General features: G+C 47.5%; 17 protein-coding genes. 8 read left to right on the forward strand and 9 right to left on the reverse strand.

Annotation, left to right across the window (positions count from 1 at the left end):
- The first annotated feature begins 193 nt into the window (after positions 1-193).
- Genes LBPC_RS09500 through LBPC_RS09510 form a run of 3 tightly spaced genes read left to right on the forward strand, consistent with a single transcriptional unit; the run spans position 194 to position 3,349 of the window.
- Positions 194-1,111, forward strand: a complete 918-nt coding sequence (locus LBPC_RS09500; RefSeq protein WP_004562095.1) for an ABC transporter ATP-binding protein — start codon at positions 194-196, stop codon at positions 1,109-1,111.
- Positions 1,098-2,714 carry an ABC transporter permease gene (locus LBPC_RS09505; RefSeq protein ID WP_004562094.1) on the forward strand — a complete coding sequence of 539 codons (1,617 nt, stop codon included), beginning with the start codon at positions 1,098-1,100 and terminating at the stop codon, positions 2,712-2,714. The genes LBPC_RS09500 and LBPC_RS09505 overlap by 14 nt, the downstream gene beginning before the upstream one ends.
- Positions 2,711-3,349, forward strand: a complete 639-nt coding sequence (locus LBPC_RS09510) for a TetR/AcrR family transcriptional regulator (protein WP_004562093.1) — start codon at positions 2,711-2,713, stop codon at positions 3,347-3,349. The genes LBPC_RS09505 and LBPC_RS09510 overlap by 4 nt, the downstream gene beginning before the upstream one ends.
- 91 nt (positions 3,350-3,440) lie before the next feature.
- Here LBPC_RS09510 and LBPC_RS09515 read toward each other — a convergent pair whose 3' ends face one another.
- On the reverse strand, positions 3,441-4,853 hold the full coding sequence (locus LBPC_RS09515) for an MFS transporter (RefSeq protein ID WP_004562092.1): 1,413 nt from the start codon (positions 4,851-4,853) through the stop codon (positions 3,441-3,443).
- A gap of 162 nt (positions 4,854-5,015) precedes the next feature.
- Between LBPC_RS09515 and LBPC_RS09520 the strand changes: the two genes are divergently transcribed.
- Both LBPC_RS09520 and LBPC_RS09525 read left to right on the forward strand, forming a co-directional pair.
- Positions 5,016-5,753: a sulfite exporter TauE/SafE family protein gene (locus LBPC_RS09520; protein WP_004562091.1), complete on the forward strand. Its 738-nt coding sequence runs from the start codon at positions 5,016-5,018 to the stop codon at positions 5,751-5,753.
- Positions 5,754-5,872: 119 nt separating this feature from the next.
- Positions 5,873-6,907 carry a helix-turn-helix domain-containing protein gene (locus LBPC_RS09525; RefSeq protein WP_004562090.1) on the forward strand — a complete coding sequence of 345 codons (1,035 nt, stop codon included), beginning with the start codon at positions 5,873-5,875 and terminating at the stop codon, positions 6,905-6,907.
- An 84-nt stretch (positions 6,908-6,991) separates the two neighbouring features.
- On the opposite strand, the gene LBPC_RS09530 is transcribed toward LBPC_RS09525, so the two are convergent.
- Positions 6,992-7,849 carry an alpha/beta hydrolase gene (locus LBPC_RS09530; RefSeq protein WP_003573233.1) on the reverse strand — a complete coding sequence of 286 codons (858 nt, stop codon included), beginning with the start codon at positions 7,847-7,849 and terminating at the stop codon, positions 6,992-6,994.
- A gap of 175 nt (positions 7,850-8,024) precedes the next feature.
- Here LBPC_RS09530 and LBPC_RS09535 point away from each other — a divergent pair, with 175 nt between their 5' ends.
- The 3 genes from LBPC_RS09535 to LBPC_RS09545 are packed head-to-tail and all read left to right on the forward strand — an operon-like array spanning position 8,025 to position 9,841.
- Positions 8,025-8,402 (forward strand): GntR family transcriptional regulator, encoded by a 378-nt coding sequence (locus LBPC_RS09535; RefSeq protein ID WP_003566227.1) that lies wholly within the window; start codon positions 8,025-8,027, stop codon positions 8,400-8,402.
- Positions 8,392-9,108: an ATP-binding cassette domain-containing protein gene (locus tag LBPC_RS09540; RefSeq protein WP_004562089.1), complete on the forward strand. Its 717-nt coding sequence runs from the start codon at positions 8,392-8,394 to the stop codon at positions 9,106-9,108. The genes LBPC_RS09535 and LBPC_RS09540 overlap by 11 nt, the downstream gene beginning before the upstream one ends.
- Positions 9,101-9,841 carry a hypothetical protein gene (locus LBPC_RS09545; protein WP_016383581.1) on the forward strand — a complete coding sequence of 247 codons (741 nt, stop codon included), beginning with the start codon at positions 9,101-9,103 and terminating at the stop codon, positions 9,839-9,841. The genes LBPC_RS09540 and LBPC_RS09545 overlap by 8 nt, the downstream gene beginning before the upstream one ends.
- 67 nt (positions 9,842-9,908) lie before the next feature.
- Here the strand turns inward: LBPC_RS09545 and LBPC_RS09550 are convergent, their stop codons facing one another.
- From LBPC_RS09550 to LBPC_RS09580, 7 genes are all read right to left on the reverse strand, one after another.
- The gene (locus LBPC_RS09550) at positions 9,909-10,460 is read right to left on the reverse strand and encodes a GNAT family N-acetyltransferase (RefSeq protein ID WP_016377170.1); all 552 of its coding nucleotides are present in this window, start codon (positions 10,458-10,460) and stop codon (positions 9,909-9,911) included.
- Between the two features lie 22 nt (positions 10,461-10,482).
- The gene (locus LBPC_RS09555; protein WP_016365827.1) at positions 10,483-11,361 is read right to left on the reverse strand and encodes an ATP-binding cassette domain-containing protein; all 879 of its coding nucleotides are present in this window, start codon (positions 11,359-11,361) and stop codon (positions 10,483-10,485) included.
- Complete coding sequence (locus tag LBPC_RS09560) at positions 11,358-12,446, reverse strand: ABC transporter ATP-binding protein (protein ID WP_004562085.1); 1,089 nt, start codon at positions 12,444-12,446, stop codon at positions 11,358-11,360. Before LBPC_RS09560 ends, LBPC_RS09555 begins: the two co-directional genes overlap by 4 nt.
- A gap of 50 nt (positions 12,447-12,496) precedes the next feature.
- Complete coding sequence (locus LBPC_RS09565; RefSeq protein WP_004562084.1) at positions 12,497-12,808, reverse strand: hypothetical protein; 312 nt, start codon at positions 12,806-12,808, stop codon at positions 12,497-12,499.
- Positions 12,809-12,911: 103 nt separating this feature from the next.
- A complete protein-coding gene (locus LBPC_RS09570; protein ID WP_003591198.1) occupies positions 12,912-13,895 on the reverse strand; it encodes an ABC transporter permease in 984 nt (327 codons plus the stop codon).
- A 268-nt stretch (positions 13,896-14,163) separates the two neighbouring features.
- Complete coding sequence (locus LBPC_RS09575) at positions 14,164-15,117, reverse strand: ABC transporter permease (protein WP_004562079.1); 954 nt, start codon at positions 15,115-15,117, stop codon at positions 14,164-14,166.
- A gap of 104 nt (positions 15,118-15,221) precedes the next feature.
- Positions 15,222-16,892, reverse strand: a complete 1,671-nt coding sequence (locus LBPC_RS09580) for a peptide ABC transporter substrate-binding protein (protein WP_016377171.1) — start codon at positions 16,890-16,892, stop codon at positions 15,222-15,224.
- Between the last annotated feature and the right edge of the window lie 103 nt (positions 16,893-16,995).

Raw genomic sequence — 16,995 nt, forward strand, 5'->3', positions numbered from 1 at the left:
TCAACAAACGTTAAGCTTGGGCCATATCTCAAGTCGTCTCCTCTTCTCAATCATCGTATAAGAATTATTGACTGACGAGTCAACGATTCGTTGACTAGCCAGTCAATCGCGACTATACTGCAGGCGAAAAGGTTGATCAGACATCGACATATTAAAACGTGTTTCAAGTTTGACCTTAAGGAGGACGACAAAAATGACAACAGCTATTATCGAACTTGACCATCTTCAAAAAAACTTTGGCAAGTTTGCCGCATTAAAAGATGTCAGTTTCACGTTGGCACCCGGTCAGGTTCTGGGTTTTCTAGGACCTAATGGGGCCGGCAAATCCACAACCATTCGAGTTATTTTAGGCTTATTAAAAAAGAGTGGCGGCTCAGTGACCATCTTCGGCAAAGATGCCTGGCGGGATGATGCGGCGATTCATCCACGCATCGCCTATATTCCTGGGGACGTTTATTTATGGCCAAATCTTTCTGGCGGCGAAATTATCGACCTATTGCTACGTTTAAATGGCCGCCAGCATAATCAAAAGACCGATGAACTAATCAAGGCCTTTGAATTTGATCCGAAGAAAAAAGCTCGTACCTATTCAAAAGGCAATCGTCAAAAAGTAGCGTTAATTGCTGCGTTGTCGCAAGATGCCGATCTGTATATTTTTGATGAACCCACTTCTGGGCTTGATCCATTGAATGAGCAGACTTTCCAGCAAGAAGTTTTAAAACTGAAAAAAGCCGGTAAAAGTGTGCTGCTATCAAGCCACATTTTGTCCGAAGTCGAGCGAATGTGTGATTCAATTGTTATCATCCGTGATGGTAGTGTGATTGAGAGCGGCAATCTTGATCAATTGCGGCATCTATCGCGGATTAAAATTGAAGTCAGCACCGCTACCCGAATGACTGATTTGGCAAAGCAAGCAGGCGTTCACGACCTCACTTATCGCGATTCCGAGCACACCAAGGCGGTTTTCACCGCTGATCGAGACGCGCTTGGCACCATCATGACCACACTGGCCGCCAACACCGTGGTCGACATGCAATCAACGCCACCTACGCTTGAAGATTTATTCCTGCGTTATTATGGAAAGCAAGGTGAGACTCATGCGGCACAGTAATCGGAACGCAGGTTATCTGCTTCGGGCAAACCTCAAACAAAATCTAAAATTTTCACTCATCTGGCTTGTCATTTTGATCATGATGATTGCCAGTGGTGCTGGCAAATTGGAAGCAGCCTTTGCAGGCGGGGCCTCGGGCTCTAAAGAGATTGTCAAAATGCTGCGAGCGCCGGGCATGGCGGCAATGTTTGGTGCGATGCCAAAGGTGGACACGTATAACACAGCGATTGTGTTTGCTGGTGTGATGGTCGTCTTCATGATTATTTTGCAGGCCTTATGGGTTATGCCGCTGATGATTCGCAACACCCGCGGTCAAGAAGAAAGTGGCTTGCTCGAAATGGTTCGCGCTCGCAATGTTGGGCGAACGGCTGCCATCACCGCCGCTTCGCTTGAGCTTCTCATCGACAGTGCCATAATGGGTATCCTCTATTTTGTCTCGTTGGCCGCTGTCAACATGGGTGGTACTGACTTGTACGGTGACTTCCTGTTTTCACTGGGGATGGTGATCGCCAACTTGCTATTTGGAACCATTGCGTTGCTATTCGCGCAACTAACCAATAACACACGTACAGCCAATATGTTGAGCTACTTGGTGCTGACTGCCGCTTATTTGGTTCGGCTGGTCACCGATATCCAGCATCAAAACCTGACGTGGTTATCACCAATTGGTTGGTTCGAAAAAGCAAACTTCTATACTGATAACAACGTCTGGGCCTTAGGTTTGGCCTTACTGGTCAGCATTCTGCTTGCGGCCAGCGCCACCATGATTGCCCGCAACCGCGATCTGGGCGCCGGGATTATTGCTGAACGCACCGGCCGAGCCAAAGCTGCCGGCTGGCTTCGCTCGATCCCTGCCTTACTGTGGCGAACAGAGCGCGGATTATTTGCTGGGTGGTTAATCGGCGCCGTGGTGTTTGGCGGCGTCATGGGTAGTGTGCTCGGCGGCGTTGGCGACATTCTTAAAACGAATCCGCTTTATCGTAAAATACTAGATGTTGGCCAAATCAACGCTGCCAATCAGACCATGGTCCTGTCATTCTTAGGCATGTATCTCGGCATTTTCGTCGCATTAGCCGTGACTGCTGGCGTCCAAGTGGCATTCCGACTCAAACGCGATGACAACCTTGGTTACTTGAGCGTCATTCATGCCGAAAAGCCAACGCGAACCACGATCAGTGTCAGCTACTATTGCTTTGGTCTGCTGGCAGGCGTGTTCGTCCTTTCTGCCGGGCTGCTGGCCTTGTTCTTCACTGGGAACACTGTTCTCAGTCACCCGTTGCCGCTCAAGTACCTCGGTCGCCTATTTGCGGCTAGCGTTCCGGCTGTGATATCGTTTATCGCCCTTGGCATCGCACTAGTCGGTCTGTGGCCACGCTTAAGCAGTCTATTCTGGCTGTATATGGGAGCCGGTCTGATCGTTCAAATTTTCCGGGGATTGTTTGATTTGCCAAAACACGCAGGCAACTTCACACCTTTTGGCTGGATTGCCAATGTACCGGTTGAAAACGTTGATCAAACATGGCTAATCGTGATGATTGTTAGCGCTATAGTATTATTTGTTCTTGGTATTGCCGGTTATCGTCGTCAGGATTTGAGCCTATGAAAAATGTTGTGACAGATCCCGAAAAAGTCACCCGTATACTCAAAACAGCGACGGAAATTTTCGGCCAGCAAGGCTTCATCAAGAGCAAAACCGATCAGATTGCCAACCAAGCACAAGTATCTAAGGGCTTGCTCTTCCATTATTTTGGCAATAAACAAGCGCTGTATCTTGACGCTTTCAAATATGCCTATCATCGGATTTATGATCACATGGACCCCAAAAAGTGGCAGAATGCCCCTGGCTTGGCTGCCATGATGACCACTGCAGTTAAGTATGAGTTGAAACTGCAATTCAAATTCCCGGCTGAATACCGCTTGATGATGCAAGCCTATGCTGATTTACCGCATTTCCCAAAACCGTTGCAACAACAAGTGCAGCAAGAAACAACTGCCATTTCTGCCGAAGCCGATCGCATTTTCCGCGAGAAAATTGAACAGTTGCCTCGTCGTGAAGGCCTGTCAGTCGATGACGTTTTCGGTGTCGTTTCTGCCTTAATTGCGCAACAAACAGCGGTCACCACCAGACTCATTGCCAGTGGCCATTATCGCAAGTTTGAAGATCTGCAGTCCGTGGTTGAGACGATGGCACGCCAGTTATTGATTGTCGAACACGGCTTTTTACCAGATGAAAGTTGACGTCAGCTGATCGATTAAAAAAACCGCCTGCACTGATCTGATTCAGTACAGGCGGTTTTTTAGATCATAAACCAGAAATGCCTTACCTTATTCAACATTCAACTTTTTTTATACTTGTCAGCTTGAACAGACGAGCATACAACCAGAAGTTTAAGATGCCAATTGCTAGTAGCAGGCCAAAAGCCAGCTGACTGCCAATCCCAACATTTTGGGCGTGAGACAAGCCTGGCATAGTAACAGCCGTCATCATGCCAGCTAAAACGGTAGTCCCCATTGAACCTGTCACTTGCTGCCCTGTGCTATATAGGGCATTCGCGTCGCTTTGATCATCAGGTTGGATGACTTTCAAGCCATATGCTGTACTGTTGCCAAAAGCCATGGAACGGCCGATGGCAAAAATCAGATACAAGATCGTGACCCAAAGTACGCTGATGTGGCGGCCAAAAATCGTAAAGCCGAGCACGCCGAGCGTAAATAGCGTGTTGCCAAGAAATAACGGCAACCGTCCACCAAAATGGTCTAACATCCAACCGTAAACCGGCTGACCAAGTCCATTGAAGACACTGCCAGGCAAGAGAATTAATCCGCCAATAAAAGCAGTTGCCCCGTCAACAGTTTGCACATAGTTTGGCAGCAAAAAATTAATTCCAACATTCGAAAACTGCAAGAGAATATATGGCAGAAAACTGTATAAGAACCCTGGATCGTGGAAAACATCCAACTTAAACAAAGTTTTGGCGTGATGATTTGACAACCAAACGAAAACTGTCATGGCTGCAACCACGATCAATAAACCCACACACGCAGTTAACCATTTCTGATCACTGACACCATTCAGTGCAACGGTCAAACTGATCAAGGCCACACCGAGAGCCGTAAAACGCAGCCAATCAAAAGCAAAATCTGAAGTTGGCGTGTATTGTTTGATTCTTCCCTGTCCCAGCACAAGTAACAAAATTGCAAACGGCAAGGTGCTCCAGAAAATCATTCGCCAATCAAAGAAGTTTGCCACGGCACCGCCAAAGGTTGGTCCAAGCGCCGGTCCAATCAGAATAATGAGGTTCGCGACGCCCATGTAGGTACCAAGTTTACTTGTCGGTACCGTATCCAAAATAATATTGACCATCAGAGGACTACACAAACCGACACAACCTGCTTGAACCAGCCGGCCCGCAAGCAACACCCAGAACACTGGTGCCAGTGCGCACATCAAGTCGCCAATAATGAACAGCAATGCTGCCGTCACAAACAGCTGTCGGTTGGTAAATCTTCTTTTCATGTAAGCAGAACTCAGCATGATTAGCGCCGCGGCCAAAAGATAGCCCGAAGTCACCCACTGGACGGTCGTCAAAGACACATTAAAATCATGCATCAAAGTTGGAAAAGTGACATTCATTGAAGTTTCGGTTAACACCCCCAAAAATGACATGAGCGCTACAATGCTGATCACAAGCAATGCGTGCCGAGCATTAGTTTCTTTTACTTCAATCGTTGTCTTCGCCATGATCAATCCCCTTCGGTTTCTATCATAAGACGCAATATTTTCAGTAACAACGTCGAATTTTAAAAGGGCGTATGAAAGCGGCCTGAAATAGCAGCCATTTTAACAATCTTTCCATCCATAAATGCGATACGATAGAAGCATTAGTTAACGGAGGAATCACACATGACAATCATCTTGCTTTTCCTCGGCTTTTTGGTCGGGGCATTTATTATGACAATGGGCGGCGGTGGCGGTGCTTTTTACCTTGGCATCATGACCGGCGTCGCGCATCTGTCACCCGGCACCGCTGCGGCGACATCGCTATTTACCGCCATTCCGGCCTTGGCGGTTGGGTGTTACAGCCATTATCGTACAGGAAATATGCGTTTTCACGCGGGTAACGAAATCCTGATGACCGCCGTGCCTGCCACGATTATTGGCAGTCTTGCAGCGCCACATATTCCCGAAGTCGTCTATTCATGGGCGATCGCGGTCATTTTTGTAGTGCTCGGTGTCCAAATGTTACGTCAATCGTTCGCGCGCAAAGTCAAAAAATCCACGCAACCTGCGTGGTTCGCCTATGTCCTCGGCGCAATTAGTGGCCTCATGGTTGGTGTTGCCGGATTAAGCGGTGGCGGCCCGATCATGGCCGGTCTCATGTTAATGGGACTCGACATGCCTCATGCGGCAGCGACTTCTTCGTACGCTTTAGTTTCTTTGTCAGTCATCGGCTGCCTTTTGCACGCCACCCAAGGCACGATTGCTTGGCAGGTCGGCGGCTTATTGATGTTAGGCTCGCTGGTTGGTGCCGCGATTACCCCGCGTATTCTCAATCGCTTCGATCCGCGCCTGCTGACAGCTATCTTGCGGCCAATTCTTGGGATCATGCTCCTGATAATGGCGGTGGCCCAGGTTTGGTAACGCAATTCAACTAACTTAACCAACAGTTAATTTTTCTGTGCCAAACTTGAAAACAGCGCGATTGTTTTCCTTCACCTTGGCAACGATAATGAAGGTGAATAAGGAAGGGGTGAACGATCATGCATATTGATCAAGTGATTCGCGAACGGCGCCTAGCTTTAGGACTCACGCAAGAGGAACTCGCCGACAAAATTGGCGTTTCGGCCCCAGCTGTTAGTAAATGGGAAAAAAGGGTGTCATATCCTGACATTACCTTGCTGCCAGCGTTGGCTCGCATTTTAGGCACGGATGTTAATACGCTGCTTACTTTCAGTGTCACGATGGATCCAGAAGAGAGTCGCCACCTATACGAAAAACTGATGACGACTGCCAAAGATGCCGGATGGCAAGCAGCCGTCGATCTGGCCGAAGCGCAGATTGCACATTACCCATCAGTGCCAAGTTTGCAGTTGATGATTGCGGCTTTTTTACAAAGTCTGAAAAGTCAAATACCTGAAGCAGACTGGCCTTCAGTGTATCAACAAATTGTTGCCATTTATCAAACTGCGGAAAAGAGCACTGATCTGCCACAGGCACAAGTAGCGGCCCAAAGTCTCTTTTACCTGTACCTCAAGGAAAAAGATTTTGATGCTGCCGAGAAGCAATTGACGCTGTTACCTCCTGAAGTGGTCGCCTATAACGCCATGGAGCCAAAATTGCAATTACAGCGCGGTCAACTCAAGGATGCTTACATTAGCGGCGAAAAGTTGCTTGGTACTGGCTTGGGGGCCGTCTCGCTTATTCTGAATGTACTCACTCAAGTTGGTCTTGCTGATCACCAGCTTGCTGTTGCCAAACGTTATGCTGACATGAGCCAAAAAATAGACAACCTGATCCCTATCTCCAATCCTTATACGCTCGAAGCTCAGTTGAAAGTTGCAGAAGCTAGTAATGACCCAAATCAAGCTGTTACGATCATTAAAGAGGTGTTGGCCAATCTCAATCAACCGCAGCCACTGGTATTGCAGCATTTGACCCCAGCCAAAAGCAAGGAACAGGTCTCGCTCAAGGAAGCTCAACGGCAACTGTTGCAAATCTTCACCGCTGATCCCGAAATGGCTTTTCTCCAAAAAAGTCCCAGCCTTCAACAACTGCGCCATCAATACAATCTCTAACAAAATGACATCATGACTAAAACACGAAAGGCCTTCGACAGGTAGCAAGTTGTCGAAGGCCTTTTAATGTCTCATTCAATTAAATCAGTTCGTAATTTTCCCATTATTCAGAAATTCATACAGATACCGATTCACCAATGGGTTGTGCTCATGTAGCTGGCTATGCTGCGCCTTGCTATTGGTAATCTCGCGCTCAGTATAACTTTTCGCCCGCCCGGCAACAACATACCGCAAGGAACGTGCTGAATTGACTGGCACTCGGCCATCTGTGCCCTTGCCTAGGTTGCCAAATAGATTCAAAACGGCGGCAGTTTTGGGAAAATACCTGCGATTGTCATACAACGGTTTGTACCGATCCGACATAACGTTAGGCCGCCCATCTTTAGCAAGGGTAATATGCTGTCCGCCGTTCATTCCCGGCATACCGGGAAACCCGTTAAACGGCCCGGCAATCGTGATTAGTCGCCGCAATTGCGGCATCCCCTGCTTATCTGGCGTCACTGCCCAGTTTGCCCAAGCAGCCGAACCGGCCGAGTGCCCGACAGCGTTGAAGTTCTTGATACCATAACGTTTCTTCAGTTGTTTGAGAATTTTACCTAAGGTTGGCGCATCTGGTCGGCCGCTGCTGAAGACAACGGCAATCAGTGGGTGTTTCACACTGGCAGACCAAGAACCGCTCACGGACAACTGCCCAGTGTTGGTGACGGTATAGCGTAATACTTGCTGATACCCGGGATGTTTGCTGAGATCAGCAATCATATCTTTTTCCGATCCATAGCCACCACCAAAACCATGAACAAACAATGTTGGCGTTTGGTACGTACCTGCTGCTCGCGCAGTGGACGGTGCCGACCCGCGATTCATCCAAAACCACGCACCGCCACTAATGATGAGTACGATGACCACTGCCAGTATGACTTTGATCCATTTTTTCATGAGCATAAGCCCTCGCCTTCATTTGAAGCTTCATGCTTTGCATTCTAACACGATCTCACTAAATTAAAACCACAAACGCTCTTGCTTCGTCTATCAACTATTTAAGTGAATTAACTTGCCAAAACACAAGATCCTTGGTATAGTGTATTAGTAATCTAATACACTAGTAAGGAGGCACACCGTGGAATTTGACGATAAGATCCCAATCTATTATCAGATCAAACAATACTTGTATCAGGAAATCATCACCGATCGACTTAAATCAGGCGATCAACTACCGGCTGTTCGGCAACTTGCCGCAGACCTAACCGTCAATGTCAACACGGTTCAGCGCGCCTTGACTGAACTCATTCAGGAAGGCGTCCTTGAAACAAAACGGGGACGCGGCAATTTCGTCACAAATGATATGAAAGTGCTAATTGATATGAAAAAACGCGTCATTGCGACAGAATTAGATCGCCTTTATCACCAACTATCAGAATTGAATTTAAGTGATGAGGAAATGAAAGACGCATTCGCCGCTTATGTTGATGAGCAGGAGGTAAAACATGACAACTAACATGATCACAGTCAAACAATTGACTTATAAACGCAATCGTAAAGTGATTCTAGACGACTTGAATCTTGACCTCGTTCAAGGTCACTTCATCGGCTTATTAGGTGCAAACGGTGCCGGCAAAACCACATTGATGCGACTGTTAAACGGGGTCGCGACCACTTTTCATGGCACCATTCAAATTGGCTCATCAGAAAGTATTGTTGAACGGAAACAACTAAGCAGCTTCAGTGAGTCGTTAAATGGCGTCAACCCAAATCGAACGCTCAAGCAAATTGCCACTTATTATGCCGACATGTATCTTGATTTTTCTGAAGCCGAGTTTGCTAACTTCCTGAAGACATTTGATCTTGATTCCCACCAGAAGCTGGCGGCCCTGTCAAAAGGTAATCGCAAAAAATTGATCGCTGCACTGACCCTTGCCCGACAAACGCAACTTTATCTGCTAGATGAACCTTTTGAAGGTATCGATAGCATGACGCGCAAACGGATCATCAGTAACTTGATTGCGTGGAAACCGGCAGCGGCAACCGTGATTATTTCGGATCATCACGTAAGCGACGTTGCCAATGTGTTGGATGAGGTTGTCATCATTAAAGACAAGCACGTGGTGGCACAGAAAAATGCCGAAGAGCTGCGAGAAGAAACCGGTATGAGTATTGAAGCCTATTATGAAAGTTTCTATGAAGGGAGTGACCAACGTGACTAACACTTGGACGATCATGCGAACACTGACACGGCAACGTTCACTGTCCGCTTTTAAAACATTTATCATGACTTTGGTTGCGACCATTGTGTCTCTCTTATTAGGGATGTTCAGTGGTGAAGCCAAAATCACGCTTGATCTTGGCTCATCTTTTCTCTTCGGATACGCTGTTATTGGCGGCTTCGTGCTTTTTGTCAGCTTGGCAACCATGCAGGAACGAGTTTGGGTTAATAACTACTATCGATCAGTGCCAACCACCAACTTAAAACTTTATACAGCGAACCTGCTGGCAACCTGCCTATCATTTCTATTTTACGCCGCCATCGAAGGCATTGTTCTTTTCGCCCTCGCGGTGATGCGTTGGGGGATGCATGTACCAACAGGTGGCCCCGTCACCACCTTGGCCGAAATGGTGGTACTCCTGATTGCCTTGGGGATCTTTATCTGGGCATTTATCAGTCTCGTTCACCTCTTATCAGTGACCATTATGGCCTTCTTGCCTGAAACTCGAATTCGGCTTGTTCAATGGGGCATCTATCTGGTAGTCATCATCGTTGCCTCGACCATATTCGATCAAGTTCAGCGCCTGATCTTAATGCCTTTTGGCGGTTATGACAATGATGCCTTGACTGGCGCCTCAAGCATCGGCGTTGGCATTGTCGTCTTTATCATCGCAACGTTACTGATCTCAGCAGTGAATGTTTACCTGCTTGAAAAGTGGGTTGAAACTAAATAATGTGCTCTGCCTAGCAACCACAAAAAAACAGCGTCCCACCGCGTTTTAACGATAGCGGGACACTGTTTTATTGTGGTTTTATCCACTCACTGCGTAGTAAGGAATACTCATTTTCATCATGGAAACCATCTGCCAGTTTTTCCCCGGCGCGATGGGTGCCATCGTGATGAAAGCCGGCCTTTTGAGCGACGGCATTGCTTGGTGCATTGTCAACAGCGGCGCGAATGATGACTTTGTTGACCCCGTACTCTTCAAAACCGATCTGGCACATTGCTTTCACCGCCCGATGCATCAGCCCGTGACCACGCACAGCTTGTTTAAGCCAATAACCGATATCACCACTTTCATCACTCGGACGAAAATGATTGAAGCTGATCATCCCAACCGGCTCATCCCGATACCATAAAACCAAGTTCACTGACTCCTCACGGCCAAAATGATCATTGACGCTCCGCAAAAATGCTGCTTCCTCGGCCTCCGTTTTTAATCCATTCGCCCAAGGTAAAAATCGACCGATATCATCGCGTTCTTGATCGATAATTGCAAAGAGCGGTGCTGAATCCAGCCGCGGACGCGGTAATGCCAACTTAAAATCGTCATCAATCACATAACTTAACATGCTAAACACCTTCATCTCGCGTTTATTGCGCTAACACCCAATGCGCCGGTGCTGCTTCGACCAGTGAGGCAGTCGGATCAAGCGCCTGCCGGTCAAAGTGCAACACCGGTTTTTGCTGCTCAAGCATTGGATCAGCCTGCGGAACCGATGACAGCAGCGTCTGCGTGTAAGGATGCAGCGGATGGTGATAAATCGCATCTGTATCGCCTACCTCAACGATGCGACCTTGATACATGACCACAATTTTATCACTAATGTAGTGAACCATCGATAGATCATGAGCAATAAAAAGATAGGTCAAGTGTTGTTCATGCTGAATTTGCCGCAACAAATTGACAATCTGTGCCTGAATCGACACGTCCAACGCTGAAATCGGCTCATCAAGCACTAAAAACTTAGGCTGTACCGCCAAAGCTCGAGCAATGCCTATTCGTTGCCGTTGTCCGCCAGAAAATTCATGGGGAAAACGATTAATCACGTCTGCAGGTAAACCAACCTGCGTCAACAGCCGTAAAACTTGCGCCAGCCTTACTTCCCTCGAGGTGGCCAAATGAAAATTGTCGATGCCTTCAGCAATGATATCGACCACTTTTTGCCGCGGATTCAAGGATTCGAACGGATCTTGAAACACCATCTGGACCTGACGGCGAAAGTCTTTGCGCGCCGCATGTGAGAAATGACGGATCGACTGACCGCCAAAAAGAACATCACCACCGGAAATCGGACCAATCCCAGCGATAGCGCGGCCAGTTGTTGTCTTACCTGACCCAGACTCGCCAACCAAGCCGACTGTGGTTCCGGCATTGATCGTGAAGTTAATTTGATCGACGGCTTTGATTGCTTGCCGCCCTTTATAAAAAGTGACACTTAGATCGTTCATCGTCAATAACGGTTCTGTCAAACTGGCACACCTCCCGCTTGCTGGCTTTCAACTACTGGATCGTTTGTCTGTTCAGCATGCAACTGAGCAAATCGCGCCCAACGTTTCTGAATAGTGACTGGTGGCTGATAGTGTGGGGTTCGCGGATCTAATAACCACGAACGTACAAAATGTGTCGGCGATACTTGAAACAACGGCGGTTCTTTTTTAAAGTCGATTGGCATTGCGTAAGGATTGCGCGGAGCAAAAGCATCCCCCTTAATAGGTTGATGCAAATCAGGTGGCGTTCCCGGCAAGGTAAACAATTGGTCACGTTGATCATCTGAACTAGGAACGGCATCTAGCAATCCCCAAGTATAGGGATGCTGGGGATGATAGAAAATCTCGTTAGCTGTCCCCACTTCGACAATTTTGCCCGCATACATAATCGCCACACGATCCGCAATGTTTGCGACCACGCCTAAGTCATGAGTGATGAAAATGACACTCAAATCATGTTTGGCTTTTTGCGCTTTAATCAACGCCAAAATTTGTGCCTGCAACGTCACGTCCAACGCAGTGGTCGGTTCATCAGCAATCAGAACTTTGGGCTGCATCACCAGCGCCATGGCGATCATCGCGCGTTGACGCTGACCGCCAGAAAGTTCATGCGGATATTTGCGGGCAATCAAAGCTGGGTCAGCTAATCCGACATCTTCAATCGCCGCAAACACCGCCTGCCTCAAGGCCCGACCGTGAACATGGCGATGCACCTTCAAGCCTTCGCCAATCTGGCGGCCAATGCGCATCGTCGGATTCAAACCGCTAAGTGGATCTTGAAAAATCAGCCCCAGCTCTTGCCCGCGCAGATGGGTGTACTGACGCCGACTCGTCTGCAATAAATCCGTCTCGCCATACAGCATCTCGTCAGCAGTCACCACAGCATCCTTGCCCAACAACCCCAGCAAAGCATGGGTTGCCACCGACTTGCCTGATCCCGATTCGCCTACCAGCGCTAACGTTTCGCCTTGACGCAAATTTAAATCCACGCCGTTAACAGCATAAACTTGTTCATTACCTTCATTAAAAATGACCTTTAAATTTTTAACTGTGACGATGTCCGTCATATGTTCACTTCCTTCAATCGCATTTTGAACTTAACAATGCCGCTAACCACTTACTTTTCATATAGAAATAGATCGACGATAATGCCGCCAAACAAATTGATCGCCGTTAGCACACTCATCTCTATATTTGTCGGTAAGTGTTTGATAAACTGTGCGGTCAGATGGCCATGCGGTCGTTCAGTATGCCAAATCAATCTCATAGCCAGCAAGAACACCGTCACACCTGCAAGAAGCCAAAAGGTTTGATGAAGCCCCCACAACAAGGCTAGCAGGAAATGGTTCTGGCGCAGTGCAAGGCCTGTTGTCACCAACAAAAGGCCTGCAAACGCACCTGCGACAATTTCCCAATGATGTTTCTGCATCACTCAAAAAACCTCCTTTTCTTCGCATTGATTTCAGGCACATACCAGTAGCTTTTGGGTGAGACAAAGGTCGTCTCTTACTGTCATGTGCGCTAAAATTAGCCTAGCTTTGGAATTTAGGGTCAAGCGCATCCCGCAAGCCGTCCCCGACAATGTTGAAAGCAAAAACAATTGCAACCAACACTAGAATCGGCACATAAAGCTGCATGGGGTGCTGCAACATCTGATCCTGACCATTTGAAATCAAAATCCCTAAGCTGGTATTGGGTGCCTGAATGCCCATTCCCAAGAAACTTAGACTTGCTTCACCAAAAATATTCTGCGGAATGCTTTGACCGATGTCCAAAATCAAAATGCTCATCATGTTGGGTACGAGATGTCGTGTCATAATCCGCCATAGCGGGGTGTCTAACATCACTGCGGCCGTCACGTAATCCAATCCGCGCAATTGCATCACCAAACCGCGCGCCTGCCGTGCTGAACTCGACCAACTAGTCACTGCCAGCGCAAATAACATCGTCCAAACGCCGTCGCCTAACACGATCATCAGCAGCATCGTAATCAATAAACTCGGAAGTGAATTGAAAACTTCAATGATCCGCATCATCACTTCATCCACCCAGCCGCCAAAAAATGCCATAGTCATGCCGTAGATCGTTCCGAATCCAATCGCCAAGATCGTACTTAAAATGGCGACCAATAAGGACACTTGAACCCCAAGGCATAGACGGGTAAAAAGATCTCGTCCAAGTCGATCGGTCCCCAGCCAATGCGCAGCACTCGGACCAATATTCCGACTGTCAACTCGGATTAGATTTGGATCATAGTGTTGTATTTTTGGCCCAATAAGCGCAACCATGACAATTAAAATCAAAATCACGGTCCAGAACATGGCTAACCGATCTTTGAATAGCTTGTGACGCGCTGAGGCCCAGAAACCAACACTTTTAGGCACACCATCGTGGACATTGATTTCTGGCGTTGCCCCTGACTGATCAAAAGTTGCGTCAGAGACAACCGGTGCAGCTTCACTACCAACTGTCGGTACTTTTTTAAAAAATTGAAAATCCTGATTGCTTGCGGCCATGTGTTGATTAGCCTCCTTAATGGCACTTTGTTTAAACGCGTTCGCTGACCCAGAAACCTCCGTGTAAGGACCTTGGTCGCAATGGCCCAAGTGCGGCCCATCACGCCCAAGGCCTCTTACACTCCGGTTTCTAACCGGGTCAGCTCACGCTCTTCCTTAAACGCGTTCGCCAGCCCAGAAACCTCCGTGTAAGGACCTCAAGCGCAATGGCCAAAGTACGGCCATCACGCTTGAGGCCTCTTACACTCCGGTTTCTAACCGGGCTGGCTCACGCTCTGTCATATAATTTAATGCGTGGGTCTGCCAAGGTGTATAGCATATCGGTGATAAACATCGTGACGATGTAGAGGATGGCCAGTAGGACGGTTTCGCCCATGATGATGGGCACATCGCGGTTATTTAAGGCGGTGACGAAGTATTGGCCGACACCAGGGATCACAAAAATGCTTTCGATGAAAATTGAACCCGTGATGCCGAATGCCAAGGTCACCGGCAAAGAAGTGATGATGGGAATTGAAGCATTGCGGACAATGTGGTGCAACACTATCTGCGATTCTGATAGTCCTTTTGCCCGAGCCGTCATGACATATTCGCTAGAGGCAACATCCACCATCGAATTTTTTAAAAGGCGGGTATAGATTGCAATGTAAGTCACGCCGCCAGCAATGGTTGGCAAAATCGTATAAATCCAGCCGCCCCACCAAGTTTGATCGCCGCTGGGCCAACCAATGATTGGAAACCAGCCAAGTTTGCCTCCAAAGTAGCTTTGCAACAACAAACCCAGCACGAGGCTTGGAATTGACATCAGAAAAAGCGCTACAATGGTGACCGCTCGATCAAGCCATGTATTTTTATACACGGCTGCTAAAATACCTAGTAACAACCCTAGTGGAATGCCAAACAGCATCTGTTGAATGCCCAATCGAGCCGATGCGGGCAAGCAATCCCGAATCAAGCTGCTAATCGTCACTGACGGATCAGAAATTGATTCACCAAATTGACCATGAAGCATGTTGTTCATCGTGATACCATAACGTTCCAAGACTGGCTTATCTAAGCCCGTATTTTGATACACCTGTGCTCTGGTAGCTGCTGGCAATTTGTCGGTTTGCGCACTCAACGCATCTCCCGGAACTGCCGCGACCATAAAGAATGTAGCCGTTGCGATTAAAAAAGTAGCAATCAGCAATTCAACAAATCGTCGAACAATCAATTTGACCATGGTGCTAATTGCCCCCTTTTGACATCGTCATGCCGCATAAACTGACATCTCCTTTAAAACCCTATGGACACCAACCGCCAACATCAATCAGCATCAAAAAGTCATCATTCTTTTGATGCGTAAGTGTAATTAAACGTACCGCCGAAGACCGTCGTTTGGAGATTCTTGACAGACTTATTGATATAAATCCGCGATTGCGGGTTGGTCAATGGTACGACACCGAAGTCCTTGGCAACCAACTGATTTTCAAGCTGCTTGTAGAGCGTTAATCGTTGCGCCGTCGTGAGGTTACCGTTTAATTGGTCGTCCAGATCATCAAAAGTCTTGCTGTTATAGCCACCAAAGAATTTTTGGAATCCATTGCCAGAATTCCATAGGCTCAAGTAGGCGTTCGGATCAGCCGTTGCTAACCAGCCATTGGCCAGCAGATCGTACTGATTGTCATTTCGCATTTGGATAAAGCTGGCAGTATCAGGTGCTGTTTTGACGGTCACTTTGACACCAAGATTTTCCTGAATCGTTTGCTTCAACCATGTGGCCGTATCATCACTGCCAAGCGTCAAATAAACAAAGTTCAGTTTAGTCAAATCAGTCGACTTCCCTAATTCTTGTAAACCTTCTTTCAACAATGCTTGTCGCTTCGCCTTCGTGTTGTACTGTGCCTGTGCCGTTTTCAACGGATTGCCGACGTACTCGCCATAATTGGTCCCGCTCACATCCAACGACTGCGGCACCATCGTGTATGTTGGCTTGTCCCGACCATCATTCACTGCCTTGTTATAGCTCGTTCGATCAATTGACAAGGAAAAAGCTTCACGAACCTTCACATTTTTGAAAAGTCCTTGGGTTCCACCGTTGTGTTGATTCATGATCAACACTTTCGTTGTCGAACCGTTCTGTTTTCGAGAGACAAGTTTGCTGCTTTTGGCGAGTTGATTAAAATCGCTGATCAGCTTGCCTGAGGCAGATAGTGCGTCCAACTGACCACTTTGCATGAGCGAAAGAACCGTTGATGGTTTTTTCACCGTTGTGTAATTCACGGTCTGGAGCTTCACTTTCTTAGCGTTCCAGTATGTTTTATTTTTCTTGAGCGTGATCTTGTCGTCCTTTTTCCAAGACGTCAATTTAAACGGGCCATTGAAAACTTGATCTTGCACGTCGGTTTTCCACTTTTTGTTGCCGACTTTGTTAATCTTGTCCAAGCGCACTGGGTAATAAATCACGGTCGCCATGTCTGACAAAAGTGATGAATAAGCATAGGCCAGCCTGATTTGCAGTGTTTTCGCATCCAAGGCTTTCACCCCTAAATCGGCCACACTGCCTTTGCCGGTGTTATAGGCTTCGGCCCCTTTGATAAAGTACGCGCTCGAAGCCTGCGCAAAAGCATTTTCCTTCTTCAGCAGACGCTGAAACGAATCAACATACTGCTGGGCAGTCACGGCTTTTCCGTCTGACCATTTTGCATCGCGCAACTTGAATGTATAGGTCAATCCATCGGCCGACTTGGTATAAGATTTGGCGCCGGTCAGCACCACCTTATCCTTGCCATTCGTCGATTCAATGGTCGTCAGCCCTTCTTGCACCTCAGACAAAATGTCATTTTCGTTCGAGTTCCGCATATCATTCACATCGAGTGTGGTTGGATCATCTGTTTCTGACAAATTCAAAGTCTGCCTTGAACCCGACGCCGAAGTGTTTTTACTGCCGCAAGCGACGAGAATGGTGGCGAGTGCCAAGCCGGTGATAAGTGCTGTTACCAAGTGGTTCTTCTGCATAAAAAATTCATCTCCCAAAACAAAATAAAACTGGCGATGCATCTAGAGTTCTAGATACACCGCCAGTTTTGTCCTTCGTTCAAGTCAAGTGATCCCGTCACCC

This window comes from Lacticaseibacillus paracasei subsp. paracasei (assembly GCF_000829035.1).
Taxonomy (GTDB): domain Bacteria; phylum Bacillota; class Bacilli; order Lactobacillales; family Lactobacillaceae; genus Lacticaseibacillus; species Lacticaseibacillus paracasei.